This window comes from Thaumasiovibrio subtropicus (genome assembly GCF_019703835.1).
Classification (GTDB): domain Bacteria; phylum Pseudomonadota; class Gammaproteobacteria; order Enterobacterales; family Vibrionaceae; genus Thaumasiovibrio; species Thaumasiovibrio subtropicus.
Genome location: NZ_AP023055.1, coordinates 1338482 through 1362233, shown reverse-complemented (window position 1 = coordinate 1362233; position 23752 = coordinate 1338482). Strand labels below are relative to the sequence as shown.

Genomic DNA, 23752 nt, shown 5'->3' with positions numbered 1-23752 from the left:
GTTCAGGATTGTGAATGTTTTTTACTTTTTCCTATTGATTTGGTGATGAATTGAACTATTATGACGAAGTGTCAAAAATGACGAATCGTCATGAAACGGTTGAGATGTCTGATCAACGAGATTGACACAGTTATTACCCTAGTTTGTAAAGGGTTTCTGCAAATCGGTGAGAGAAATAGACCCCAGATGGGGTTTTTTAATAAACACAAATGACGAATCGTCAACTAAGGAGAGTAAGGTGAATAGATCTTGGCAGGCGTTAACCGTTAATCGCCCCTATCTGGTCATCGTAGGCATGATTTTGTTACTCGTTGCGGCTATCGCGGGTACACAGAATCTTTACTACCGTGGTGATTACAAAATCTTTTTTAATGAAGAGAACAAGATGCTCGCGGCATTCGATGAAATTGAAGCGACATTTAACAAAACAGACAACCTATCCATTATTGTTGCGCCTAAAAATGGCGATATCTTTGAAGCGCGTTACTTGGATTTAATTCGCCAAATTACCGAAGAGGCTTGGCAGACACCTTATTCGAGCCGCGTCGACTCGATAGCCAATTATCAGCACACCGAAGCCGTTGAAGATGACCTCTTAGTTGAAGATTTAATTGGCCGCTACAATGCGCTATCAGCAAGTGATATCAGTGACATAAAGCGTGTTGCACTTAACGAGCCACGACTTGTGAACGCGTCTGTTTCCGAAAACGGCGATGTTGCTGTTGTGAATATCACGGTGCAAATTCAAGAGCTTGATAAAACTGCCGCTGAGCTCGAAATTAAGGCATTCAGCGATGCATTGGTTGATAAATTCGCGGCAGATTACACCGATGTCGATTTCCATCAGACAGGTATTGTTGCGTTAAATGGTGCCTTCAACGATGCCGCCCAGCAGGATGCTAGTACGTTAGTACCGACTATGTTTCTCGTCATTCTCATCTTTCTTGCTGTTATGCTTCGTTCCGTCGTTGCTGTAGTAACCACACTGATTGTCATCATTGGCACTATTGGGGCGACACTGGGCTTAGCAGGTTGGAACGGCATGTTCTTGAGTATTGGTACGGTGAATGTACCTACCTTGGTAATGACACTCGCTGTTGCCGATTGTGTCCATGTGTTTGCCACCATTAAACAGCAAATGCAGTTAGGTAAAGACAAGCAATCTGCGATCTTACAAAGTCTGAAGCTCAATACGCGTCCAGTGATTATTACATCGGTAACTACAGCTATTGGCTTCTTTATGATGAACGCCTCTGATTCACCGGTGCTCCGAGACATGGGTAATGTTTCTGCTGTTGGTGTGATGGTTGCGTGTGTCTTGTCTTTGACTTTGCTACCAGCACTCGTTCGTGTTCTGCCGGTGCGAGTGAAAGAAAAACCAGCATCAGAGCAAGGGACCTTCCTCAGTCAGCTAGCTGATACTGTGATTAAGTATCACACACAGATCTTTGTCAGCATGTTTGCTCTGACTATCGTGGCAGGCTTTTTAGTAACACAAAACCGAGTCAATGATGAGTCAAATAAGTACTTTGATACCAGCAGTGAATTCCGTCAAGCCGTTGACTTTATGGAAGAAAAGATAAGCGGTAACTCTTCTATCAGCTTGATGATTAAAACGAATGAATCGCAAGGTATTAGCGAGCCAAGTTTCATCGCCACGATTGGAGAGCTGACCGATTGGTTGCGTGATCAACCGGATGTAGACCATGTCTCTGCGCTGTCTGATACCTATCGACGCCTTAACAAAAACATGCACGCCGACAACGAAGCATACTTTGTTTTACCCACAGATCGTGAATTGGCATCACAGTACTTGTTGCTCTATGAGATGTCATTGCCATATGGCTTAGATTTAAACAACGAAGTCAACATCGATAAGTCATCGCTGAAACTACAAATTACAGTCGCTAACTTGGGCAGTAAAGAGATGGTTGCGCTGGAAGAGCGAATCTATGCATGGTTTGCAGCGAATGCGCCGACTTATGACATTCAGGCATCTAGTCCGACGTTAATGTTTGCTCACATTGGCGAAACCAACATGAAGAGTATGCTGACTTCATTGCCAATTGCGTTGCTGATGATCTCTGCATTATTGATTTTCGCGCTTCGTTCATGGCGTTTAGGTTTGATCAGTCTTATTCCGAACATGATCCCTGCCATTTTTGGTTTTGGTCTGTGGGCGCTGATTTCAGGCGAAATCAATCTCGGACTGTCGGTCGTGGTGTCTTTAACTTTGGGTATTGTTGTTGATGATTCAGTGCATTTCTTAAGCAAATACCAACATGCCCGTGTACGAGGTATGACAACCGAACAGGCTATCCACTATGCATTTAACACCGTTGGCCGCGCACTATGGATAACGACCGTGGTGTTGGTCGCTGGCTTCCTGGTATTAGCAAGCTCTAACTTCCGATTGAATGGTGACATGGGGCAGTTGAGCGCGCTGGTTATCTTCTTAGCGCTCGTGATTGACTTCTTGTTGTTACCTGCGGCGTTGTTGAAGTTTGATCGTCGCGAAATGACGGAGCTCGCCGATGCGAAACAGCCAAAAGAGAAAGCACTCGCGCTTAATCCTCAAAACTAATTTCACTCAATGAGTAAAACGATAAGGAAATACCCAATGAAAGCACGATTTGACATCAAAAAGTGGGCAACCCTAGCTTTGATTGCTATGCCATTAGTGACTGCAAGTTCGATAAGTTACGCGCAAGATGCCGCAGCACGCGGTTTGGAGATTGCACAAGAGCGTAAGGCGAGAGATACAGGTTGGGGTGACTCTCAATCAACGCTAACTATGTTGCTACAAAATGCACAAGGTGAAAGCAGTGTGCGTAAGCTGCGTATTAGTAGCCTTGAAGTAGAAGATGACGGCGATAAAGGCCTGACGGTATTTGATGAGCCAAGAGATGTGAAAGGGAGTGCTTTCTTAAATCACTCGCACATCACGGATGCAGATGACCAATGGTTATATTTGCCAGCACTTAAACGCGTTAAGCGTATCGCTTCTCGCAATAAAAGTGGCCCTTTTATGGGCAGTGAGTTCGCCTATGAAGATTTGAGTTCATTCGAGCTGGAGAAATATGAGTTTACCTACCTTGGCGACGAGACATTCGAAGGTGAAGCGACGTATGTTTTGGAACAAGTCCCGACAGATGAGTTTTCAGGCTATACCCGTCAGAAAGTTTGGTTGGATCAGGCACATTATCGCCCGCTAAAAGTGGAGTTTTATGATCGCAAAGACCAACTGCTGAAAACGCTTGATTTTAATGCGTATCAACAATATCTCGGGCAGTTCTGGCGCGCCCATGAAATGGTGATGACAAATCATCAAACAGGCAAGATGACCACACTTACGACCCATGAGATGCAGTTCCAAACTGGGCTAGAAGATCGAGACTTCCGCAAAGATAACTTAAAGCGTATTCGTTAAGGAGAAACAATGAGCAGGTTGACACTTGTCGCCTGCTCCCTGGCAGCTGTATTCGCCGTGAACGCAGCTGATTTTCAGGGGCAGGTTAACTTTGAACATAGGCAGTTTTTTTCTGAAGGTCAGCAAGGGCAGGATAAAGCCCAAAGTAGCGTCGTATTGATGCCGGAAATTTATCACGCGTGGGATGATTATAGTGTGACGTTTGAGCTATTTGCACGTCTTGATAGCCTTGATAGCGAGCGCTCACACTGGGATGTCAGAGAGCTGATGGTGCAGTACTACGCCAATGATGTTGAGTTGAATATCGGGATCGGAAAAGTCTTTTGGGGGGTCACTGAGTCTCAACATCTCGTTGATGTGATTAACCAAACAGACTGGGTGGAATCGGTGGACGGAGAGCAAAAACTGGGTCAGCCGATGATAAATCTTAATTGGTTTACTGATTGCGGTAATTTTCAAGCCTACGTGTTGCCGGGGTTTAGAGAGCGTACATTTGCTGGCCGGGATGGCCGTTTAGGGCCGTATGGAATCAACACCGATAACGCGAAGTATGAAGCCTCAAACGAAGATCAGCATGTCGACGTTGCATTTCGCTACACACAGATGCTCGGCGATTGGGATATTGGTCTATCCATCTTTCATGGTACCAACCGCGACCCTTACCTGCAGATTGAAAATAGTGAGCTAGTGCCTTATTACGCTCAAATGACGCAAATTGGCGCCGATCTTCAAGGTATTTATGGGGATTGGATCTATAAATTGGAAGCGATACATCGAGACAGTAATGATGAGACGTTTCGTGCCATGACTGCGGGCTTCGAGTACACACAAGTCGGTATCTTTGACTCTCAGTATGATCTCGGTTGGTTGGCAGAGTACCTCTATGATAGCCGTGATGAAGAGGCGCCAGTGAGCGGGCAGAATGATATTTTTGCCGGCTGGCGGTTAGCATTAAATGATGCTGACAGCTCTGAAATTTTGTTTGGAATCAGTCAAGACCTCGATTTTAGTAGATCTAGAAGTGCGCGATTAGAGGCGACGAGTCGCCTATCTAACAATTGGAAATGGCGTGTGAATGCATGGCTGTTTGAGAGTGATGATGCTGCGGATTCACTTTATGGGTTCCGGGATGAAGACTTTGTTGAACTAGCGTTGGATTACTATTTCTAGTAGAGCGTTTAGCGATTCATGTCAGGAATCGTTTTGTGTGATGATTTGTGGTGAACTTTGCCTCTACTTCGGTAGAGGCCTTTTTATTTTGTTTCGTGTTTTTTCCGATAAGCCAGCGGACTGATGCCTTTGATTCGGCGAAAGTGGCGACTAAAGTTGGTTAGGTTTTGAAACCCGACTTTGAGGCTTATTTCTGCGATGGTTGTATCACTTTCCGTGAGTAAAACACAGGCGCGCTGAACGCGAACACGGTTGACGAAATCAGTAAATCGGTGCCCTGACGACTGATGAAAAAAGCGAGAAAAGTAAGACTCTGTCATGCCGAGTTGATCGGCAATCGTTTTGAGTTTAATCGGGGCTTGATAATGCTCCATGACATAGTTAATGACTTCACTAATCCGATGTTGTGTTGTACTAGCATCTTTCATTTCAGATGCGGGCATATTCGATAAGATGCGCGTATTGTGTTGATGGAGGTACTCCATCAAAGAGAGAAAGTGAATAATCCGTGTGACACCGGACGATTCTTTGACTTGCCTAAAACCTTGCTCCGCTACCTCTAGCGGTACATCGAGAAATTCAACGCCCATTTTGGCTTGTTCTATGAGGGGAATGAACTTTTGTAGTTCAGGAAAGGTTCTCGAAGCGGCATTAAAAAGGTCCGGCATAAACTGGATCACCATATCACGCAGTGGATAGTGTTCATCGGGCTGCAACTGGCTTTCCCAGTTATGAGGAAGCCAAGGGCCGACTAATGTGAGATGGCCTGGAGAAAAGGGGCCCAGATGGTTGCCGATCATCACTTTGCCACTGGTTTTTGTGATCAGGTGCAGTTCATATTGTTCGTGTACATGCCAGTGAATACGTTGATGGGGGACTCCGTGCTCGAGATAGAGAACAGATTCATCAAGTTGGCTGAATTCCCAAACGGGATCTTTGGCTACGGACATACACTAACTCATGACGTTACCGCCATCGACATTGAGGGTCTGGGCGGTGATGTAATCAGATAAAGAGGACGCCAGAAAGAGCGCTGCACCAGTAATATCTTCAGGTGTGCCCATTCGTCCTAACGGGACATCCTGACCAACTTGCCGCTTCTTCTCGCCTGGCGGAAGGTTTTCGTAGTGGGCAAATAGAGCATCAACCTGATCCCACATTGGTGTATCAATGACGCCGGGAGCAATGCTGTTCACGTTGATACCATGTTTGGCGAGAGCAAGCGCTGTTGATTGGGTATAGCTGATGGCCGTCGCTTTCGTCGCACAGTAGTGGGCAACCAATGCTTCGCCGCGACGACCCGCCTGAGAGGCAATATTGATGATCTTGCCCCCTCGTCCTGCATCTACCATGATTTGTGCTGCGCCTTGCATGAGAAAGAACATCCCTTCAACGTTCACGTTAAACAATTGACGAAACTCTTCTTCCGTACTGGTTAATATTGGCCCCATGTTAAATATCGCTGCGTTGTTGAAGAGAATATCGAGTTGACCAAAATGCGAAACTGTTTTCGCTAAGAGCCCTTGTCGCTGAGTTGCTGATGTGACATCACAGTTACAGTAGATGGCTTTCCCTTTATATTCTTCGAGTAAATGTTGCAATGGTTCTGAAGGTTGTGGCGCAATATCCGCGATCACACATTGTGCTCCGCTCGCTAGATAAGTCGCTGCGACGCTTAAACCGATCCCACCATTCGCACCGCTTAGCAAAGCGACCCGATTCTGTAATAGGGGCTGGTCATTGAGATGGAGAGTGTGGCTCATGGGTATTGCTCCCCATAGCTGTTGAATGTTGAAACGAGCGCAGTATAAAGGCGTTCACGAAATTCGGGATATTGCGTTGTGGTCTCTGACCAGATGGCTTTTTCATCGAGAAAAGCGATAGCGGGATCGGGTTGATCAAGCCACTGCTTAACAAGAGGAAAATAGGCGTCTTGATAGTTAAATTGGAGGCGTCCGGATGCCACTAAAACCAGGAAGCAGTACCAGTGAGCGAGTAGTCTTATAGCGGCTGTTGGCATGTGCCCCATCGCTAAACTGCGCGCAAGGGTAGGTAAAATAAATTGTGGAAACTTGCTGATGCTGTCCGCGGTTATTCGGGCAACCGAATCAGCGATATGGGGGTTACTGAATCGCGAGACGATGGTTTGACGGTATGCTTCTATATCAAAAGGGGTGTTTGGCAGTGTTGGGAACACTTCGTCGCAATGATATTGCTTAAGCCATTGTTGTAACTCTGCATCTTGGATTGCTTGGTGAAAATATTCATAGCCTCGCAGCGCTGCCACATAACAGAGCAGAAAATGCCCTCCGTTCAACACGCGTATTTTTGCTTCTTCGTAGATATAAACATCATCAGTAATGATTACGCCTACTTTTTCAAGCGGGGGAAATGGATGTGTCAGATTGTTTTCAATCACCCATTGTTGAAAATCCTCACCAAGTACGGGGCAATAGTCTGTTTCTTTCAGTTGTGTTTGGATTTCTTCAATGAGAGAGTCTGGCGGAATAGGGGTTATTCGATCGACCATGGAGCATGGGAAACGGACATTTTCACTTGTCCACTGCTTGAGTGAATCGAGATTGGCATGAATTAAAAACTGTTCAAAAGCACGCTTCAGTTTTTGCCCGTTATCGCGCAAGTTATCACAACTTAAAACCGTTATAGGACCCGCGTTGGCATGATACCGGGCCAGCAAGCCAGCCGCGAGGAAGCCATAGAGGGTGAGAGGGGCATTGGCGGCGTTTTTTGTCGCGGCCAAATCATGTTTAATTTCCGCGTGGTCAAGATTTAGATTGTCATCTTCTGTGAGATAGTAGCCCCCTTCTGTCACTGTAATGGTGGCTGCTTTCGTTTGCCGTTCAGCAAACAACTGGGCAATGACAGCCGGTCTTTCTGATGCATCTTCAATACGATCAATCGCTTCAATTTTCAGGTATGTTGTGTCGCCATTTGGCGCGATTCGCTTCAAGTGATACTGGCCTGACTGCTGTTTAAGCTGTGCTGGCATCGCTTGAGTCTCTTTTCTTAAGTTGATGCTGGTGTAAAACCAGCGTTCAGACTCGGGCAACTGCTGATTCAGTAGGTGCAGATAGTACGCTTGATGACCACGATGAAATGCGCCAATACCGAGGTGCAACAGGCGGTTGTTGCTACTCATAACTCACCTCGGCGTAATTGTTTACGGTATTTCCCGCTTCATCAAAGAGATAGACGTGTTGAGAAGGCAGATTAACCCCGACTGTTGTTCGGATTGTAGGTACTTGATCTGGGGCTGCGCGAACAACAATGGACGCGCCTGAGAGTGTACGAATGTAAACTAAAGCTTCGGAACCCAACTGTTCAATGACTTCCACATCACCGGTTAAAAGCCCTGCGTCTGGCGAGCAGAAAGAGAGTGCCTCTGGGCGAAAACCGATCGTTTTCGCACGACTAATTTGATCATTAAACTGCATTTTGGCGAGTTTAGTGACAGCGTGATGACCATAAGTTACGTGATACTCTTGGCCAACGTCTGTAAGGTCATCGATGGGTAATAGGTTCATCTTTGGGGTGCCGATAAACGAGGCTACAAACAGATTCGCGGGTTGATGATATAGCGTGAGTGGTGCGCCAATTTGCGCAACCTCGCCTTGATTCATGATGACGACTTTATCTGCGAGGGTCATGGCTTCAACTTGATCGTGGGTCACATAGACCATGGTGCTGCCCAGCTCTTGATGAAGGCGGGAGAGTTCAATGCGCATTTCTACGCGTAGTGCCGCATCGAGGTTTGAGAGCGGTTCGTCAAACAGAAACACTTTTGGATTGCGTACAATAGCGCGCCCGATAGCGACACGTTGCCTTTGTCCGCCAGAAAGGGCTTTGGGCTTTCGTTCGAGTAGCATGTCTAGTTTAAGGGCCTTCGCCACGCTCGCGACCTTATCGGTGATCTCTTTTTCAGGTCGCTTTGCGAGTTTAAGCGCGAAAGACATATTGTCTTTGACAGACATATGGGGATAGAGCGCATAGCTTTGGAAGACCATGGCGACATCCCGCTTGGAAGGATGAATCTGGGTGATTGCGTTGCCATCCAGACGGATTTCACCATCGGATGCCGACTCCAACCCAGCAATGGTCCGCAATAGGGTTGATTTGCCGCAACCGGATGGGCCGACAAAGACCACGAACTCACCGCGTTCGATACTAAAATCGATGTTCTTCAAGGCTAAAGTTTCGCCGTACTTCTTGAAAAGGTTTTGCACTTGTAGATAACTCATTTCACTGCTCCAAAGGTCAGTCCTTGTACCAATTGCTTTTGACAAAACCAGCCCAATACGACGATAGGCGCACAGGCCATGGTCGATGCGGCGGATAGTTTCGCCCAGAAAAGTCCTTCAGGGCTGGAATAGGTCGAGATCATGGTTGCAAGCGTGCCCGCATCTGCCGATGTGAGGTTGATCGCCCAAAAGGCTTCATTCCAGCTCAGTACGATGGATAGCAGTGCGGTGGAGGCAATACCGCCGAGTGATAGTGGTAGTAATACATGGCGTATTTCACCTAATGTGTCTGCGCCATCTAATCTGACCGCTTCAAGTATCTCTTTGGGGATATCCTTGAAATAAGAGAAAAGCATCCACACCACGATAGGCAAGTTAATCAGGGTGTAGATAATGGTCAGCGCAAAGGTTGTATCTAGGAGTCCTGTGCGTTGGCACAGTATGTAGATGGGCACGAGTACACCGACCGCAGGCAACATCTTGGTAGATAACATCCACAGTAACAAGTTTTTGGTACTCTTACGTGGGTAAAAAGCCATGGAGTAAGCGCCAGGAATAGCGATCAGTAAGGCTAACAGGGTAGAGCCAAATGCGGTGATGACCGAATTAATCGCAAACTTTAGGTAATCACTGCGCTCTTGGACAATGCCGAAGTTTTCTGTGGTTGGCGTAAACAATAAACTAGGGGGCACTTCAATCGCTTGTTGTTCAGTTTTAAACGCGGTAATGATGATCATGAGAATTGGGAAGAACACCAACAACGCGACAAACCAACACAATAACGGTCTCAGCCAACCCGTTTGATCAATCAAGGAAACATCTTTTGACATAACTCCTCCCTAGGCGACTAAGTTTTTGCCAATCGCGCGAATTAAAAAGAAAGCGACGATATTGGCGAGTATGACGGCGATTAAACCACCCGCAGATGCAACGCCAACGTCAAACTGCATGAGCGCTTGGGCAAAAATGAGAAACGCGAGGTTAGTAGATTCGTAACCGGGGCCACCACCCGTTGTGACAAAGATCTCTGCGAATACCGAGAGCATAAATATGGTTTCTATCATCATCACCACCGCAATTGGGCGAGCGAGGTGGGGTAAGGTGAGATACCGAAAAACTTGCCAGCCAGAGGCGCCATCGAGTAAAGCAGCCTCTTTTTGCTCGTGATCCATGGATTGTAGAGAAGTGATAAAAATGAGCAGAGCAAAGGGCATCCATTGCCAGCTCAACATTATGATGATCGAACCAAGTGGGTATTGGGCTAGCCAATCAACGGGCTCTAGCCCAAAGCCGGTCCATATCGCAGCGAGCACCCCATAAACTGGGTGCATCATCATATTCTTCCAGATGAGCGCATTGACTGTCGGCATAATGAAAAAGGGTGAAATTAAAAGGACTCTCGCAATACTACGACCACGAAAGGGCTTGTCGAGCGCAACTGCAATGAAAATAGCACTGACAACAGTCAGTAGTAACACCAAACCAACCAACGTCAGGGTATTAAAGAGTGCTGGCCAAAATGCGTCGTCAGTGTAGAAAAACTCAAAGTTCATTCCACCAACGAAATTGTTTTCGCCTGGGTATAGCAAGTTATAGCGGATGGTTGAAAAATAGATTGTCATCGAGAGTGGGACAATCATCCACAATAACAGGCTGATAAATGATGGCATGACAAGCAGCCGAGGTAACCATTTTTGCATAGTCTGTAACCTAAGAAGTGCGAATGGCCGGGCGTTGATTGCCCGGCTAGAGTAGGCTATTTGTAATAGCCAGATTTACGCATTTCGCGATCCGCAGACTTGTTGGCATTTTCTAACGCCTTCTCTACGCTGGTTTTTCCTGCAAGCGCAGAGGACACTTGTTGCCCTGCAACAACACCAATTGCCTGAAATTCAGGAATAGCCGCAAACTGAACGCCAACATAAGGTGTCGGGTTCAGTGTACTGTTATTGGGGTCGGCAGATTCGATCGCGGCGAGTTCGGCCTCTGCAAATACCGCAGCGGCTTTAAACTCGTCAGAGGCATAGGTTGATTGGCGTGTGCCAGTTGGAACATTTGCCCATCCATTATGTTTGGCGACAAGTTGGATGTAGTCTTTAGATGTTGCCCATTTCACGAATTTTTCTGCCGCCTCAGCATTTTTTGTTGCAGAAGGAACGGCAAGAGCCCAAGCCCATAGCCAGTTCGAGCCACGGTCAGTAACGGCAATAGGCGCTTGGGCAAAAGCGACTTTATCCGCTACCTTGCTTTGCTTTGGATCGGTAATGAAAGAAGCAGCAATGGTTGCGTCTATCCACATGCCACACTTTCCTTCATTAAACAGAGCGAGTATCTCGTTGAAGCTATTGGAGCTTGAACCCGGAGGGCCATACTGGGTGAGCAAATCGACATAGAAACTGACGGCATGTTGCCATTCTGGTGAGGTCAGTTGGGGTTTCCATTCACTATCGAACCACTGTGCACCGAACGAGTTGGCCATGGTTGTCAGGAAGGCCATGTTATCTCCCCAGCCGGGTTTGCCTCGTAAGCAAATACCATACACGCCGTTGTCTGGGTCATGAATGGCTGCAGCAACATCACGAATGTGCCCCCAAGACGCGCGGTCTGGCAGGGTCATACCTGCATCTGAAACCAGATCTTTACGGTACATCACCATCGAGCTTTCACCATAAAACGGCACAGCAAACAGTTTGTCATCAACAGATAAACCCGCTCGAATGGCAGGCAGTATGTCGTTAGCATCATAGGCAGCGTCGGTCTTGATTTCGTTTAGCCAACCTTTACTTCCCCAAATTGGGGCTTCATACATGCCAATTGTCATGACATCAAACTGACCGCCTTTAGTCGCAATGTCGGTAGTGACACGTTGGCGTAATACACCTTCCTCTAAGGTGACCCAATTGAGAGTGATATCAGGGTTTTGTTTTTCAAACTCCTTGCTAAGCTTTTGCATTTCTATCATATGGCCATTGTTGACCGTGGCAATCGTCAGCTCTGTCGCAGCGAAGGCACTAAGCGATAGGGTGCCGCTACAGATAACGCTGGCGGCGATGAATGTCCGAATGAATGGCATGTTTGCGTTCCTCATTGTTGTTAGTCAGTGCAATGTACTCGTTTACACTTTGATAACAATTGAAGTGCAAAAAAGGTCAAAAAGTAAACTTTGGTGTGAAAAATAGTACTTTCATGAAGTGATTTTGACTTTTTTTGTCATTGTGGGTGACGGACGGAGAAAATTTTAGGTGTGCGCTTGTTTATGCAACTGTATCTATTGGGTTGGGAAGGCCGAAATGGTCGATGGCGAGGTGCGGATAGTTTGTCATAAAATCTTCATGATAAATTTGAATATACGTATTTACATATGTATTTTTTCTGTAGCATATATGGATATGTGAATGTGTTGAGAAAAAATATTATGCTACCTCATCGCTTTTTTAAAATGCTTTCTGACGAAACTCGAGTGCGATGTTTACTCTTGATAGCTCGTCATGAGCGAAGTTGTGTATGCGATATAATGACTGCTCTTGATGAATCACAGCCAAAAATCTCCCGCCACCTTGCTCAGCTGCGTCAATCTGATGTGTTAATTGATGAGCGTCAAGGCCAATGGGTTTACTACAGTCTGTCACCAAACTTACCCGGATGGGCACGTAAAATTATTGATGGTCTCGGTGAATCAAACTGCTTGCTATCTCAATATCAGCAAGACAACGACAACTTTCTATCTCAGCAGAGCGAAGACAGCTCGGTTTGCTGATTGATTCTTTATTTAATACAGGAATATCGTTATGACAATTAAAGTAGGTATTAACGGATTTGGTCGCATCGGTCGCTTGGCATTGCGCGCCTCTTTTGATTGGCCAGAGTTTGAGTTTGTACAAATCAATGATGTTGCTGGTGATACCGCAACACTGGCACACCTGCTAGAGTTTGATTCCGTGCAAGGCCGCTGGCACCATGGCGTCACGGCTGAAGATAACGTGATGGTGATTGATGGTAAACGTGTTTTAACAACACAAGAGCGCGACATTGATGCGGTAGATTGGTCAGGCTGTGACATTGTCATTGAAGCGACGGGTGTGCATCGTAAAGGCGAATTTCTGAACAAATATCTGGCGCAAGGTGTTAAACGTGTGGTTGTTTCTGCGCCCGTCAAAGAAGAAGGCGTGGCCAACATCGTTTATGGTGTTAACCATGATATCTATGATCCTGAAGTACATCGTATCGTGACGGCAGCGTCTTGTACGACTAACTGTATTGCGCCAGTGGTGAAGGTGATTCATGAGAAGCTGGGCATTGAGCAATCTTCATTCACCACTATCCATGACCTCACTAATACCCAAACGATTTTGGATGCGCCACACAAAGATCTCCGTCGCGCACGCGCTTGTGGTATGAGCTTGATTCCGACAACCACGGGATCTGCTAAAGCGATTGTGGAAATTTTCCCTGAGCTTGAGGGCAAGATTAACGGCCATGCTGTGCGTGTACCACTCGCCAATGCGTCTCTGACCGACATTATCTTTGACGTGAAGCGCGACACCACGGCTGAAGAAGTGAATGCCATGCTGCAAGAAGCCTCTGAAGGTGAACTGAAGGGGATTCTTGGCTTTGAAGCTCGCCCGCTGGTATCGATTGACTACAAAGGTGATCAACGTTCGACGATTGTCGATGCGCTATCGACCATGGTGGTTGGCTCTCGCATGGTGAAGATCTATGCGTGGTATGACAATGAAATGGGGTATGCCACTCGCACGGCAGAGCTAGTCCGTTACGTTGGCCAATAAGGAGTAGAAGACATGACTCATCCAGTTTGGGAACTCCCAATTTCAAATGAAGGTGCGGCACTTATTTTAACGCCATGCCCGGGTACAAAAGGTGAATCATTGGTTGCTTCTGTAGAGCAACTAAAGCGAGCTGGTGTAACAACCGTTGTTACCGCTCTCAATAATGAAGAGATGGACAAAGCTGGCGTCGCTGCATTGCCTGCGGAAGTGCAAACCGCAGCGATGAATTGGGTACATTTGCCTATTGAAGATGATCAAGCGCCAGACGCCGCGTTCGCCGAACAATGGAAGCAACAAGCGACTTCGCTGAGAGATCGTGTTCTAGCGGGCGAAAAAATTGCGATGCACTGTATGGGGGGCTCGGGCCGCACTGGTTTGCTCGCAGCGCATCTGTTGCTCGATCTCGGTTGGGATATCAGCACAATAAAATCCAAAGTACAGGCGCTTCGCCCAGGTGCTTTTACCAAGCCTGTTCAGATTGCATACATCGATCAAGTTGCTGAGCAATATAAATAGTCACTTCTAATACTGCCTTGCTTGTCGCGTCTAGATAAGCATGGGCAGTGTGTTGAACGCGTTAAGGACACCTTTATGTTGTCATCTCTGAGTAAAAGTGTTCGCCAATACATGTTGGTGACCTTCAACTACTGGAACTTTACGATAACGGATGGGGCGCTGCGTATGCTTGTCGTGCTCTATTTCCATGACTTGGGTTACGGTACGCTAGCCATCGCCTCATTGTTCCTCTTCTATGAGTTTTTTGGTGTGGTAACTAACCTTGTTGGTGGTTGGCTGGGTGCGCGACTTGGCTTAAATCGGACCATGAATATTGGCCTGCTTATGCAGATTATCGCCTTGATGATGTTGGCGGTTCCCAATGTCTGGTTGACGATCCCTTGGGTGATGGCAGCACAAGCTTTGTCAGGTATAGCCAAAGACCTCAATAAGATGAGCGCAAAAAGTGCCATCAAGACCTTAGTGCCGGATGAGCAGCAGGGGGCACTGTACAAGTGGGTGGCCATTTTAACTGGTTCCAAAAATGCGTTGAAAGGACTCGGTTTCTTTGTAGGCGGTCTTCTTTTAACGCTTATTGGCTTTCAAGGTGCTGTTATCGCGATGGCGAGCGTACTGGCAGTTGTATTGGTTTGCAGTTTAGTGTGGCTAGACAGTGGTATGGGTAAGGCGAAGAGCAAGCCCAAATTCAGTCAGATATTTTCAAAATCTGAACGAATCAACGTTCTTTCATTGGCGCGTATGTTCTTGTTTGGCGCGCGTGATGTGTGGTTTGTCGTCGCTTTGCCGATATACCTTGGTACAGTGTTTGGCTGGGATCACTCCTTAGTTGGTGGCTTTCTGGCGTTGTGGGTGGTTGCTTATGGCTTAGTGCAAGGCATTGCACCACGCATAACAGGAAAAGCGGATGGTAAAGTGCCAGACAGTATGGCTGCTTTTCGTTGGGCGATACTGCTTACGGGGATTACTGCTGTCATCGCTTACTGTGTGCATATCGAATGGCAACCGCAAGCGGTGATCGTTATTGGTTTGATGTTATTCGGCGCCATCTTTGCGATTAACTCCTCACTGCATTCTTATTTGATTGTCAGTTTTGCTAAAGGGGATGGCGTCTCTATGGATGTGGGCTTTTACTATATGGCCAACGCGATGGGACGGTTGATTGGCACTATATTATCTGGCTGGGTTTTCCAGCTGTATGGTTTGTCGGCTTGTCTATGGGTTTCAGCGGCTTTCTTGTTGCTCGCCTCTCTGGTTTCTTGTCGCCTTCCCGCTGCAAATCGCGCGGTCGTGAACGAAAGCTAATCTTAAGGTGGCGTGGCTATAGTGTCTAAAGGCATGCTGACAGCATGCCTTTTTTAATGCGGGTAGCTTCAGATTGTACACATCTCGTCTTTTATGCATCGCATCCGCGCCATCCTACGTTTTCTTTGAATGTTGTGCCTTTGAGTAAAGGGTATGAAGTCGATTTCTCATCGTTATTTTGTAATGAGAACAAGAAATTGACCGGAAATATATAACGCGGATGTGTAATGCCTAAGAATTATTTCACCGAGAACTGTACCGAAAGTCACAAATCTGTCATAGGTTGTGCCGTCTCCCGAGAATCATGTAACGTTTACATCATGATGCAAAAAAAGCAAATATGCGCTGGAAGAAATCGGTACTTCTGTTGACTCTACTTCACATGGCGGATAAAAACGTCCGATATACACCCGGACGAATATGTGGTCTTGGTTGGGAATTTTTCAGTTAGGATCTTTCTCCATCATGATTCCATAGCGGAAGAGAGTCACACTTTTAGGTATTTTCTTCATTCGCACTAACGAAACGAGTCATTTACTGGCTGTGTGAACGTTGAGTGCAATCTCATATCGGGTATCCCGCAGCAGTGGCAAACCCGCCGATAGTCGGTGGTGATGACTGTTGTGACTTTCTTAATTGTTAGGATAAAACCAGAAACTATGGAGAGACCAATCCAGTGAAAACGGCAAAACAAGTAAGTCGCAGATTACCCCTATCTTTGGCGATTTTAAGTATTTTAGGTGTCGCAGGGTGTTCTTCTACGGACAATCAGATTGTCGATATCTGTAAAGTAGAAGTATTCGATACCGCTGATGCGAACGCAATGGCGAAGGAAGCAAAGAACGTCCTTCAATTGTGTGGCGCTGGTTTTTATCTTGATCACCGTGAAAAGCAAATTGCGGACCTTGCTAAGTTGTCTCAATACCAAGCGCGTTTTGAGCGCGTTTCGGAAGATAGAAGCGGTGCCGTATTTAGCCGTAATGCCGATCGTGATGTATTGGCTTCACAAGTTTCATTGATTGCCCAAACACCGATGTTTGGTTCTGGTGATAGTGAGATCAAAGACGCCAAGCAGTTAGCAAACTTACGTACCTTCCTGAAAGGTTATATTGCGACACTGGATGCAGGCTCGAGCATCTATGTTGTTGGTCATACAGACAGTCAAGGTGCCGCTCAGTACAACCAATCGCTTTCAGAGCGTCGTGCGAGGTTTATTGCGGATGAACTTGTTAAGTTGGGCTTTGATAAGTCACGTCTCTACTATGAAGGTGTAGGGGAGTCACAGCCGATTGCCAATAACAGCACTGATATCGGCCGAGCGGCAAACCGTCGTTTTGAGTTGCTTGATGTGTTTGAAGACAAAAACAGCACCCCTGAAGCAAGCGTTGCACGTATCTCTGCGGCGAAGAAGCAGCGTATTGAAAATGTCTTAAACATGGCACCAATTGCTGAGCGTCCTAAGGTGCCGCGTAACAAGCCAGCAGATGGTCGTTTAGCACTTGGTGGTATTCCTGCCGCGAGTTCTACGGTTGATTTTGATGCGATTCTCGCCTCGCGCAGCACCAATGGTCTCAATCTCTTTTCACAGCAAGACGGGGACATCGTTGCAACTTGTCTAGAAGTAGAGCCAGTTTATCCATCAGTACTGAAAGCCTACTTAGGTGGAAAAGTTGTTAAATCGCCAAGTGATATCGCGAGTGTGCGCAACCTAGTGAACTCCACATGGGAAGGCAAATCGGGTAGTACGACAGTTAACGTTGGTCCAGTCGATGTGAAGCAATCAACACTGGAAGTTGGCTCTAAACCTATCTTCTCATTCTTTGTTAACCATGATGGTAGCAAGAAAGGTGCTGACTATAGCTACAGCATGAATGTTGAAACCTATAAAGGGAACAATGCGGTATTACTACGTATGTACCCTGAGCAGCGTAATGCGTTGATGACTTGTTCAGATGTTATCTTCTCTACCAATGGCGATTCAGTGACCAAATCTGCGGGAATTTTCTATCAAGGAAACCGTAAGAGTGCGCAGTTAATGACTGAGTTAGATCTCAAACTTAAGTAGGGTACATCGCTGATATGAAGAAGGGAGCATCGCAATGCTCCCTTTTTTATTGCTGATTATTTTGAGTGTCTGATACTGGTTGCCTATTAAGTTATACAGGTGCCTTCAGTGGTACGATCGCCGGAAATATGTCTGAGTTGATGTATCAATGAGTGTGGAGGGAGTCTTTATTGGCAGTTGTCCACGGCGCTATAGGCTGTATTTGTGATTACGATCTAACTAATGACATCTAGTTAACGAGGTGGTAACAAGTTGACGTGTATCAGGCAGGTAAGCTAGGTAATATAGACATATCGTTTATCTGGCTATCTAAGCGATTATTGAAGATGTCTGATTGACTTGCGACTAACGTATCCGCAGGCACATCATTCGAACCCAGTTTTCAAGGCAACGTACTTTTTAGCACAAATAAGTGATCAGAAAGTCAAAGACTGCAATTTGATTTTTGGCTTGAGAATAAAAACAGCGTTAAGTGGTCTAGGCGAAAGCGCCGCTAGTTAATAGCGGCGCTTTCCTTTTTCCTTTGACTCGAGCTATCTCTAGCTGCGTCGGTTAGGATTTGCAAGCGCTAACTGGTTATTCACTTTTCGAATGACCTTGTTGGCTGCTCTGTCTTTCCTAGCATCAATGAGTGCATCAGCGATTTTCTGATACTCACCAGCGACATTCATACGCAGATCGACTAAGGGTTGGAAGTCTTGAGGTACAATTTCGGCAAAGGCATCAACTTTGGTTACGAGTTCATCAATACTACGTTCGTTCTTACTCTCTTTCAGCAACTCATTTAAGTCATTGTAAGTCGAAGCGTAGAATATTTCGGCTGCGGCATAAGGGAAGGTTGCTTGGTTCCCTTTATCAAGCTCATTTTCGTATTGGCTAAGTTCTGTAATCGAAGAACTGAGTCGATTCCCGTAGGCAATGAGCTCTTTCAAATCCTCATCTTTCGCAAAGAAAACATCCCCTGCAGCGATGAGATCGGTCAACGCACGTGTATCCATGGCTTCAATCGCGTTGTTGTAATTCTCAACGAAGACTTGTGTGGCTTGTGTAGTAGGCTTGAACTCATAGTCTCGCCTTACTTTCTTCAAGTCATCGATAATGGCATAGATGTTATCTTCTTCGTTTTCCGTATTGTATCGGCTCTTCTCAAGATGCACATTGATCCTTTGCGCTAAAACATCAACAGTACTCTGCCAACTTGAGTTAATGTCTTGAGCGAGCGCTTCTAAGGTCCGAGAATCAGGGTAGACTAAGAAGGCTTCTTTGATGACTTCTTCCACAGAATAGTAATCTGGGAAACGATTTTCTCGGCTGTTGTTCAAGATAGAGTCGACACGTTTTTCAAAGATAGCCAAAATCTCTGTCTGGTTCTTTCTCAACAGTCCTTCCCTGAGCACCAATTTATTGGAAGGCAAGCTCTGGTACTGCGTCAGTACTTCTTCTGGGGCAAGAGACTCCCAATTTCGATCTCTATCTTCTAAAGACTGCATTTGGGCCAGCTCGGTGGCCAGTGCTTGGTATTTGATTTGCTCCAAGTGATAGCCATATCCAATTCCGGCAGCGATCGCTAGCACGGCAGCAACCCCCGTGATTTTAGGCCACGGGTTCTTCTCGAATTGGGCGATAGTCTCTGCTGCACTGAGTGGTTTGGCCTCATCCTCCAACGATAGCCCTTGCTTAACGACACGCCATTTACTGCCAGCGAGCTTCGCGGGCTTTTCTAATCCATAGTTCTCGGCCTTGGCAATGTTGGAAGGCTTGCGGCCAAACGGATGACGGCTAGAGAGTAATTCGTACGCAATACAGCTAAACGCAAACATGTCGTCAGCTTCACACGCTTCGTTGCCTTCAAGTAGATTCAGTGAGGCATAATTTGGTGTGTACCCGCTTAGTCCTGCTTCTTCGTTTGGATTTTGCACCGCGTACTCATCGGTGTCTTTATTGAAGACTTTTGATACGCCAAAATCGAAGATTTTCACCTCGCCATTCCGATTGAGCATGATGTTTCCAGGCTTCAAATCGGCATGAACGATATGTTGTTGATGGGCATAATCGAGTGCAGTTAACACCTGGCGCAAGATCTTATACGCACTATCAAACGCCAAGCCATTGGGTCTTGAACGTTGAATGACCTCTTCGAGTGTTTCACCATCAAGGTACTCCATAACTAAGAAGTACACCTGTTTATCAATACCAAAATCGTAAATACGAATAATATTGTGATGACTCAATTTTTGTGTTGTTTGAGCTTCTCTAAACAGAAGTTTGATGGTCTCGGGCTGATCAGTAAACTCGCGTTGCAATACTTTAAGGGCAACGAAAGGGGAGTCGACCCCTGCCTTTTCAAGTAACCTGTCCGTCGCACGATATACATCGCACATCCCACCATGACCAATCAGGTTTTCAATCCGATAGCGGCCTTTGATGATGGTACCAACCAGGCTTTCTGAAGACTTCTGATTTTCGCCGTCGCTATCCGCGCTGCTCGTTGCGCTTGATGATGAGGCATTACTATGAACGATGTGTGTTTTGTCGCCGTCATCATCTGTGCTTGGCGGCGTTGTCGGATTTTCAGACATGTTTGGCTACTCCTTAAGCATTAACAGCCGCATCTTTGTGTAGTCTGCGCAATGTCACAATTGAATGGGATGCTTTTCGCGAGATGTCTTGCAAAATAGTTAATTAACAACATTCATATTTACATAGAAGTCATGATTTGCGCTCAAGAATAAAAGACGATGGTGTTGGGACACGTTGATAAGTTTTTTTGGTTGTAGATAGTAGGCTCACATATTTAATTTTGCGCAGCTAAAAATCTATATTCTTGCCTTCAGGGGAAACTATGATATTAACTTTATCGATCGTGAGTTATCACCGATTTACATCCGAAATAAAGTCAACAATGCGTGTTGATGCGAATGATGGTGGATCGGCAATTTCTTTTGGACGAGCAGGTGGCTGTGATTGGATTTTACCGGATCCAGACAGAGTAGTGTCTGGTACGCATGGCCAAGTCGTATTCGACAACGGACAGTTTTACTTATTAGATTGCTCGACAAATGGTGTGTTTTTAAACCGAAACGTGGCTGCAATTGGTAAACAAAATAGAGAGAAACTCTCTGATGGTGATTTAATCACATTTGGTGATTATGAAATAGAAGTTAGTCTTCAAGTTCAAACTGAACAGGTTTCGACACCAACAGTAACCAGCCCCGAGGTTTCGCCTGTTTCTGTAGAGCAATCAACACCTCAACAGCCAGCGATACCGACGCCTTCGCCAGCGCAACCAGTTTCAAATAGTACACCAACTCCAGCTAAACCAGCGCCACAATCTGAGCCGCCAAAGAGTGATTTTATTGGCGAACTCGAAGACAATTTTAGTTTTGAAACGCAAGAAGATTTCAGTGCAATTCCAGATGACTGGGATATTTTTGGATCTACTGCAACCGAGCAGCCAGCTGTCAACAATAACTCTCAGCCGATGGTGAACGATGAACCAGTTGCTGCATCGATTCCGCACATGCCAGTAGAAGCACCATCGCAAACGCCTGTTGATTTTCAACCAGCTGTGAACTCAGCGCCAGCAAAGAAAGATGCGTTCGCGATGGAAGAGAGTGTGCAAAGTTCGGTGGCAGAAACTGCGGTCGCGATGCCTTCGCCAGGAAGAAAAGCCCAGCCGGAGCCAGCATCTGTCGTAGAACAGCCAGCCTACACTGCACCTGCAACGCAGAAACCCGTGCAGGCCGCACCTGCTTATGCACCTGTAGAGCAACCGCAGTTTACCCCACAAGCAACAGCCGTACCGGCGCAGGCTAGTGCTCCAATGGATGATCATGCTTTGTCAGCATTTCTTCAAGGATTTGGAATTAATCCTGAGATGGTACCAAGTGAAAACCAAGCTCAATGGTGGTACACGGTGGGTCATTCCATGCAACTCTTGATGAATGGTTTAATGGATACCCTGCATAATCGAGCTTCATTTAAGCAGTCAAATCGGCTAAACCATACGGCGTTTCAACGTCAAGAGAACAACCCACTAAAGTTCTCCGCTAATCTCGAAGATGCGATACATAACTTGTTTAATCGTGCATCGGTGAGTTTTCTTTCACCTGAACGCGCTATTTCTGAAGCATTTGATGATATCGAGAAACATGAAAATGCCATGATGAATGGTGTTGAAGGGGCCGTACATGGAATGATGAAGCTTCTGCATCCTGATAATACCCTCACACCAATGGAGGCGTCAGGACTTCTAAATAAAATGAACCCGTCAAGAATAAAAGCGAAACAGTGGGAAATTTATCAGAAGAGATATTTTGAGTTAGAGAATGAAATGACCTCTACCAATAAACCATTTTATTTAGAAGACTTTGTCAAAGCTTATGAGCAAAGTCTAAAGCAATAAACCAAGGGGACGAAAATGCTGAAAAGGTTGTTTGTGTTAATCGTGTTGTTTATTCAGGGCTGTGGTGCATTTAACTATATCGTGCCTGCATACGCGACATTGAATTTCAAAGTGAGTGAAGATATTAACCCTGACATGAATGGTCGAGCATCTCCACTCGTTGTGAAGGTGTATGAGCTTTCATCGAGGACTGTTTTTGATAATCAAGACTTCTTTGCGTTGTATGAATCACCAGAAAAAGCGCTAGGTGGAGACCTTGTGATGCGTGATGAGTATTCGTTTTCACCCGGTGCAGATGCTTCTTATGAAGTGAGTATGCAAGCATCAACACGCTATGTTGGCATTGTTGCGGCATACCGTGATATCGACAATGCGCACTGGCGCGAGGTGATTGAGATTGACCCAACGGGCTACAACACATTTAACGTCAATCTAGAGAAACTACGAATTTCGGTTTCCCAGTAGTGATTGCCGAGACAAGGAAGAGTTATGAGTGAGTTCGATCGCGTTGCTTGGAGCGAAGGTATGTTCCTTCGACCGCAGCATTTTCAGCAACAAGAGCGATTTATCAAGCGGGAGTCCGCATTGCTGCACGAAAACCTACGTCAATACTCGTGGGGTGTGGCTAGCTTAGAGTTAGATGCGAGTCTGCTAAAAATTGGTCAGTTTGCAATCACGGAATGTGTTGCGGTTTTACCAGATAGGTCAATCATCAATATACCAGAGCGCGATCTTGCCCCTCAGCCAATTAGTGTTGATAAAAGCATTAATGGGATGCTGGTTTACTTGCTTATCCCACACAATAAAACGCGTGAGCTTAACGTGGCGGATGAGGAATCGAATGCGATTACGCGTTATCGTTTCCACGACCATAACTTGGTGGATGAGACGGACGGTCAAGATGAAGAGACTGTGCAGCTCGCGAAACTGAATTGTTCATTAAAGCTGACCAATGAACCTGTCTCGGGCTTTCACTCCATTCCAGTAGCAAGGGTCAACTCAGTGACAGGGGAAGGTGAAATTGTCCTTGATGCGACGTTTGTTCCCCCAAGCATCAGCGTGTCAGGGAATCCGGTATTAGCGAAGTACTTGAAGGATGTCATTGCGATGTTGCAACTGCGTGCAGATGCGATTGCGAGCCGTATGTCTCAAGGAAAAGGAAACGCGACGTCCGCTGCAGATTTTATGATGCTTCAGGTGCTCAATCGATACGAGTCGACTTTAAAACTATTGGCCCAGTCTGAAGGAGTCCACCCTTTTGACCTTTGTGTGCAGTTTTATGGATTGATTGGTGAGCTCTCCGCATTTACGGCGAAAAACAAACGTCCACCGGAGTTACCTGCCTACAACCATCAGGAACTGCCGCAAATGTTCTCGGCCGCCTTTAACGTACTCAACCATTGCTTGAGTGTTGTACTTGAGCAAACGGCAACACGTCTACCAATGGAAGAAACCCAGTTTGGTATCCGGGTATCGCCAATTGCCGATAAGAAAATGTTGGCTTCTGGACAGTTCGTATTGGCAGTCAAAGCCGATATCGATACGGAAGAGATCCGCCGTCGATTACCTGCGCAAATCAAGATTGGTCCAGTCGAACATATACGCGATCTGGTTAATAACCAGCTGCAAGGGATCGGAGTGTCACCTTTACCGGTCGCGCCTCGCCAAATTCCATATCACGCTGGTTTCCAGTATTTCGAACTAGATAAAACGAACGACTATTGGTCACGCCTCAGTGCCAGTGGGGGTATCGCACTTCACTTATCTGGTCAGTATCCATCACTAGAGATTGAACTCTGGTCGATCAACCAGTAATGA

General features: G+C 46.2%; 19 protein-coding genes. 11 read left to right on the top strand and 8 right to left on the bottom strand.

Annotation, left to right across the window (positions count from 1 at the left end; genetic code table 11):
• Positions 1 to 295 precede the first annotated feature (295 nt).
• From TSUB_RS22500 to TSUB_RS22490, 3 genes are all read left to right on the top strand, one after another.
• On the top strand, positions 296 to 2584 hold the full coding sequence (locus TSUB_RS22500; RefSeq protein WP_087023994.1) for an efflux RND transporter permease subunit: 2289 nt from the start codon (positions 296 to 298) through the stop codon (positions 2582 to 2584).
• Positions 2585 to 2671: 87 nt separating this feature from the next.
• A complete protein-coding gene (locus TSUB_RS22495) occupies positions 2672 to 3430 on the top strand; it encodes an outer membrane lipoprotein-sorting protein (protein ID WP_246616528.1) in 759 nt (252 codons plus the stop codon).
• 9 nt (positions 3431 to 3439) lie between these two features.
• A complete protein-coding gene (locus TSUB_RS22490; RefSeq protein WP_087023971.1) occupies positions 3440 to 4600 on the top strand; it encodes a hypothetical protein in 1161 nt (386 codons plus the stop codon).
• An 83-nt stretch (positions 4601 to 4683) separates the two neighbouring features.
• Here the strand turns inward: TSUB_RS22490 and TSUB_RS22485 are convergent, their stop codons facing one another.
• Genes TSUB_RS22485 through TSUB_RS22455 form a run of 7 tightly spaced genes read right to left on the bottom strand, consistent with a single transcriptional unit; the run spans position 4684 to position 11932 of the window.
• Positions 4684 to 5550, bottom strand: a complete 867-nt coding sequence (locus tag TSUB_RS22485; RefSeq protein ID WP_087023969.1) for a helix-turn-helix domain-containing protein — start codon at positions 5548 to 5550, stop codon at positions 4684 to 4686.
• 3 nt (positions 5551 to 5553) lie between these two features.
• Positions 5554 to 6363: an L-iditol 2-dehydrogenase gene (locus tag TSUB_RS22480; protein ID WP_087023967.1), complete on the bottom strand. Its 810-nt coding sequence runs from the start codon at positions 6361 to 6363 to the stop codon at positions 5554 to 5556.
• Entirely contained in the window at positions 6360 to 7760 is a 1401-nt protein-coding gene (locus TSUB_RS22475) for a mannitol dehydrogenase family protein (RefSeq protein WP_087023963.1), read from the bottom strand. Before TSUB_RS22475 ends, TSUB_RS22480 begins: the two co-directional genes overlap by 4 nt.
• Positions 7753 to 8859, bottom strand: coding sequence for an ABC transporter ATP-binding protein (locus TSUB_RS22470; protein ID WP_087023961.1), 1107 nt, complete (start codon positions 8857 to 8859; stop codon positions 7753 to 7755). Before TSUB_RS22470 ends, TSUB_RS22475 begins: the two co-directional genes overlap by 8 nt.
• Positions 8856 to 9689, bottom strand: a complete 834-nt coding sequence (locus TSUB_RS22465; protein WP_087023959.1) for a carbohydrate ABC transporter permease — start codon at positions 9687 to 9689, stop codon at positions 8856 to 8858. The genes TSUB_RS22470 and TSUB_RS22465 overlap by 4 nt, the downstream gene beginning before the upstream one ends.
• Before the next feature lie 9 nt (positions 9690 to 9698).
• Complete coding sequence (locus TSUB_RS22460) at positions 9699 to 10559, bottom strand: carbohydrate ABC transporter permease (protein ID WP_087023957.1); 861 nt, start codon at positions 10557 to 10559, stop codon at positions 9699 to 9701.
• Between the two features lie 56 nt (positions 10560 to 10615).
• On the bottom strand, positions 10616 to 11932 hold the full coding sequence (locus TSUB_RS22455) for an ABC transporter substrate-binding protein (protein WP_087023955.1): 1317 nt from the start codon (positions 11930 to 11932) through the stop codon (positions 10616 to 10618).
• A gap of 342 nt (positions 11933 to 12274) precedes the next feature.
• Between TSUB_RS22455 and TSUB_RS22450 the strand changes: the two genes are divergently transcribed.
• The 5 genes from TSUB_RS22450 to TSUB_RS22430 all read left to right on the top strand — a co-directional run bounded on the left by TSUB_RS22450 (position 12275) and on the right by TSUB_RS22430 (position 17529).
• Positions 12275 to 12616 carry a metalloregulator ArsR/SmtB family transcription factor gene (locus TSUB_RS22450; RefSeq protein WP_087020882.1) on the top strand — a complete coding sequence of 114 codons (342 nt, stop codon included), beginning with the start codon at positions 12275 to 12277 and terminating at the stop codon, positions 12614 to 12616.
• A 31-nt stretch (positions 12617 to 12647) separates the two neighbouring features.
• Complete coding sequence (locus tag TSUB_RS22445; RefSeq protein ID WP_087020885.1) at positions 12648 to 13646, top strand: ArsJ-associated glyceraldehyde-3-phosphate dehydrogenase; 999 nt, start codon at positions 12648 to 12650, stop codon at positions 13644 to 13646.
• Between the two features lie 12 nt (positions 13647 to 13658).
• Complete coding sequence (locus tag TSUB_RS22440) at positions 13659 to 14162, top strand: phosphatase domain-containing protein (RefSeq protein WP_087020888.1); 504 nt, start codon at positions 13659 to 13661, stop codon at positions 14160 to 14162.
• A 75-nt stretch (positions 14163 to 14237) separates the two neighbouring features.
• Positions 14238 to 15464, top strand: coding sequence for an organoarsenical effux MFS transporter ArsJ (gene arsJ, locus TSUB_RS22435; RefSeq protein WP_087020892.1), 1227 nt, complete (start codon positions 14238 to 14240; stop codon positions 15462 to 15464).
• 676 nt (positions 15465 to 16140) lie between these two features.
• Entirely contained in the window at positions 16141 to 17529 is a 1389-nt protein-coding gene (locus TSUB_RS22430) for an OmpA family protein (RefSeq protein ID WP_202819753.1), read from the top strand.
• Between the two features lie 539 nt (positions 17530 to 18068).
• Here TSUB_RS22430 and TSUB_RS22425 read toward each other — a convergent pair.
• Entirely contained in the window at positions 18069 to 20108 is a 2040-nt protein-coding gene (locus TSUB_RS22425) for a serine/threonine-protein kinase (protein ID WP_087020895.1), read from the bottom strand.
• A 263-nt stretch (positions 20109 to 20371) separates the two neighbouring features.
• Between TSUB_RS22425 and tagH the strand changes: the two genes are divergently transcribed.
• The 3 genes from tagH to tssK are packed head-to-tail and all read left to right on the top strand — an operon-like array spanning position 20372 to position 23749.
• Entirely contained in the window at positions 20372 to 21934 is a 1563-nt protein-coding gene (gene tagH / locus TSUB_RS25135) for a type VI secretion system-associated FHA domain protein TagH (protein ID WP_087020897.1), read from the top strand.
• A 15-nt stretch (positions 21935 to 21949) separates the two neighbouring features.
• On the top strand, positions 21950 to 22399 hold the full coding sequence (tssJ, locus tag TSUB_RS22415) for a type VI secretion system lipoprotein TssJ (protein ID WP_087020900.1): 450 nt from the start codon (positions 21950 to 21952) through the stop codon (positions 22397 to 22399).
• A gap of 24 nt (positions 22400 to 22423) precedes the next feature.
• Complete coding sequence (gene tssK / locus TSUB_RS22410) at positions 22424 to 23749, top strand: type VI secretion system baseplate subunit TssK (protein ID WP_087020903.1); 1326 nt, start codon at positions 22424 to 22426, stop codon at positions 23747 to 23749.
• The last annotated feature ends 3 nt before the right edge of the window (positions 23750 to 23752 follow it).

What these genes read in the sequence shown, in the direction of transcription:
- TSUB_RS22500 (WP_087023994.1), top strand. Translation starts at nt 296, where the DNA reads ATGATTTTGTTACTCGTTGCGGCTATCGCGGGTACACAGAATCTTTAC.
- TSUB_RS22495 (WP_246616528.1), top strand. Translation starts at nt 2,672, where the DNA reads ATGCCATTAGTGACTGCAAGTTCGATAAGTTACGCGCAAGATGCCGCA.
- TSUB_RS22490 (WP_087023971.1), top strand. Translation starts at nt 3,440, where the DNA reads ATGAGCAGGTTGACACTTGTCGCCTGCTCCCTGGCAGCTGTATTCGCC.
- TSUB_RS22485 (WP_087023969.1), bottom strand. Translation starts at nt 5,550, where the DNA reads ATGTCCGTAGCCAAAGATCCCGTTTGGGAATTCAGCCAACTTGATGAA.
- TSUB_RS22480 (WP_087023967.1), bottom strand. Translation starts at nt 6,363, where the DNA reads ATGAGCCACACTCTCCATCTCAATGACCAGCCCCTATTACAGAATCGG.
- TSUB_RS22475 (WP_087023963.1), bottom strand. Translation starts at nt 7,760, where the DNA reads ATGAGTAGCAACAACCGCCTGTTGCACCTCGGTATTGGCGCATTTCAT.
- TSUB_RS22470 (WP_087023961.1), bottom strand. Translation starts at nt 8,859, where the DNA reads ATGAGTTATCTACAAGTGCAAAACCTTTTCAAGAAGTACGGCGAAACT.
- TSUB_RS22465 (WP_087023959.1), bottom strand. Translation starts at nt 9,689, where the DNA reads ATGTCAAAAGATGTTTCCTTGATTGATCAAACGGGTTGGCTGAGACCG.
- TSUB_RS22460 (WP_087023957.1), bottom strand. Translation starts at nt 10,559, where the DNA reads ATGCAAAAATGGTTACCTCGGCTGCTTGTCATGCCATCATTTATCAGC.
- TSUB_RS22455 (WP_087023955.1), bottom strand. Translation starts at nt 11,932, where the DNA reads ATGCCATTCATTCGGACATTCATCGCCGCCAGCGTTATCTGTAGCGGC.
- TSUB_RS22450 (WP_087020882.1), top strand. Translation starts at nt 12,275, where the DNA reads ATGCTACCTCATCGCTTTTTTAAAATGCTTTCTGACGAAACTCGAGTG.
- TSUB_RS22445 (WP_087020885.1), top strand. Translation starts at nt 12,648, where the DNA reads ATGACAATTAAAGTAGGTATTAACGGATTTGGTCGCATCGGTCGCTTG.
- TSUB_RS22440 (WP_087020888.1), top strand. Translation starts at nt 13,659, where the DNA reads ATGACTCATCCAGTTTGGGAACTCCCAATTTCAAATGAAGGTGCGGCA.
- arsJ (WP_087020892.1), top strand. Translation starts at nt 14,238, where the DNA reads ATGTTGTCATCTCTGAGTAAAAGTGTTCGCCAATACATGTTGGTGACC.
- TSUB_RS22425 (WP_087020895.1), bottom strand. Translation starts at nt 20,108, where the DNA reads ATGTCTGAAAATCCGACAACGCCGCCAAGCACAGATGATGACGGCGAC.
- tagH (WP_087020897.1), top strand. Translation starts at nt 20,372, where the DNA reads ATGATATTAACTTTATCGATCGTGAGTTATCACCGATTTACATCCGAA.
- tssJ (WP_087020900.1), top strand. Translation starts at nt 21,950, where the DNA reads ATGCTGAAAAGGTTGTTTGTGTTAATCGTGTTGTTTATTCAGGGCTGT.
- tssK (WP_087020903.1), top strand. Translation starts at nt 22,424, where the DNA reads ATGAGTGAGTTCGATCGCGTTGCTTGGAGCGAAGGTATGTTCCTTCGA.